This is a genomic window from Massilia pseudoviolaceinigra (genome assembly GCF_030846505.1).
Taxonomy (GTDB): Bacteria; Pseudomonadota; Gammaproteobacteria; order Burkholderiales; family Burkholderiaceae_D; genus Telluria_A; species Telluria_A violaceinigra.
On record NZ_JAVCWL010000081.1, the window covers coordinates 1 to 2006 of the forward strand.

The 2006-nt window shown below is 65.4% G+C and carries 3 protein-coding genes; all 3 read right to left on the reverse strand.

Going from position 1 to position 2006, the window contains the following annotated elements; all coding sequences use genetic code 11:
- Positions 1-1275, reverse strand: a 1275-nt coding sequence (gene tnpC / locus RBA40_RS33070; protein ID WP_306653120.1) for an IS66 family transposase, incomplete at its 3' end; no start/stop codon positions are given.
- A 21-nt stretch (positions 1276-1296) separates the two neighbouring features.
- Positions 1297-1653, reverse strand: a complete 357-nt coding sequence (gene tnpB, locus RBA40_RS33075; RefSeq protein ID WP_306653121.1) for an IS66 family insertion sequence element accessory protein TnpB — start codon at positions 1651-1653, stop codon at positions 1297-1299.
- On the reverse strand, positions 1653-1982 hold the full coding sequence (gene tnpA, locus RBA40_RS33080; RefSeq protein ID WP_306653122.1) for an IS66 family insertion sequence element accessory protein TnpA: 330 nt from the start codon (positions 1980-1982) through the stop codon (positions 1653-1655). The genes tnpB and tnpA overlap by 1 nt, the downstream gene beginning before the upstream one ends.
- Positions 1983-2006: the final 24 nt, after the last annotated feature.

Here is a 2006-nt window from a genome sequence, read left to right on the forward strand (position 1 = left end):
CACACCCGGCAACGTCTTGTCGAGCCAGGTCCGCAGCGCCGCCAGCGTCGGCACGCCATGGGTTTGCCGTGCCAGCAGGCGCGTGGCTTCATCGGCGTCCTTGTGGTCGCGCTCGACGCCGTACAGCTTGCCGATCATTGCGACGGCCTCGTCGGCCAGCCCGCGCTTGCCTTTCGGCTGCACTTTGACGGCGTCGACGAACCGGCGGCGCACATGCGCCCAGCACACCAGCTGCTCGATGCCGTCGGTGCGCATCAGCTCGTTATAGCCGCTGTAGCCGTCGGTCATCACATAGCCCCGATAGTCGTGCAGCAGGCGCACCGGCACCTGCCCGCCGCGGCTCGCATCGTAGTCGAACACCACCACCGGCCGTCCCGGCGGCCCGCCCGTTCGCACCCACATATAGCTGTTCGAGGTCGGCGCCTTGCCAAGCTCCTTGAGCACCTGCACCACGGTTTCATCGACGTGCAGGAACACGCCTTCGAGCAAGGCGTCGCGCATCAGGTTGAGCAAGGGCTGCAGCACGCCGGCCGCGCCGATGACCCAACGCGCCAGCGTCTGGCGCGGCACCGTCACGCCATGCCGGCCCAGCACGTATTCGAAGCGGGCCAGTGGCAGGCCGTCGATGAACTTGACCACCAGCAGCATGGCCAGCAGGTCGGCGCTGGCGTTGCTTTTTGGCAGAGGCTGGGGCGGCAGGGCCGCCGTCACCGGCGCGTGCACGCTGCCGGGGCAGCCGTAGCGCTTGCGGATGTGGCGCAGCACGCGCACCTGCATCGGCACCAGGTCGAGCTGCTCGCTGATCTCTTCGCCAATCTCCACCATCGGCGTGCCGCACGGGCAGGTGCGCTCGGCGGCGGGTACGTCGTGCACGACATCGACACGCTTGAGCTCGGCCGGCAACGGCCCGCGTTTGCCGCGCGCCGGTTTGCTGTTGGCCTTGCCATCGGGCTTGGTGTCCGGCGCCAGCGGCGCGATGTCCTGCGTCGCAACTGTTCCAGCGGCAAGCACCTCGGCCTCATCGAACAAACGGCCCTGGGCTGACGACTGTTCCGAACTGGCGCCGAACATGCGGTGGCGCGCCAGGATGAACTGCTCCATCATGTGCTGCATGTGATTTAACGCCTGGGTCTTGACGTCGTTGTGCGCGGCAATGACAGAGTGCAGCAGCGCTGTCAGCGCTGCTGCATCGGTAGGCAACACGGCCGGCAGCGTCAGTTCTGGCAAGCTGTAGCGCGGCGGCAGATTGGACGGCTTGGCAGGGGTGGCAGGCATGCCATAGTTTACCAAATTCCTCTATGAAACAGAACCGAAATACAGGGTTTTATGAGGAGGTTTTTGCCATACATCGAAGCCCTCCAGCAGCCACTCAAACTGCTGCAGCGTAACCCCTTGCGTGGCGCCGTCGGCGTCGCGCGGCCAGGCGAATTTCTCGGCTTCCAGACGCTTGAGCCAGAGGCAGAAACCGTTGCGGTGCCAGTACAGCACCTTGATCTTGTTGCGGTCGCGGTTGATGAAGACGTAGAGCGCACTGCCGAACGGATCGAGGCCCAGCGCTTGTTCGACCAGTACCGACAGGCCGCCGATGGACTTGCGGAAGTCGACCGGGTCACGGCATAAAAACACCTGCTCGATACGGCAGCCCGGATGCATCAGCGCGCTCCCGCGTGGGCTTGCTCAAGGGCCAGCAGCCATGCCGTCGATGGCAGCGCCGCCAACTCCAGGCGCAGACCGGAGCGCAGCACCAGTGTGCATTGGCTGGTCGCTGCGACCGCTGTTGCATCGACCACGCGCAGGGCGACGAATTTGTTCGCCGCGCCGTTGCCCCCATCGCCCACCGCGGCGGCCAGCTTCAACTTGCGACGCCAGTAGTACAGCGACGCCAGCGTCAGGCCATGCTGCCGTGCGTACACGCTTGCCGCCGTGCCTTCGCGCCGGCATGCCTCGACGTGTGAGGTCCAGAATTCGGTGTCCCCTTCCATGCTTGCTCCCGTTTAAATTGAAAC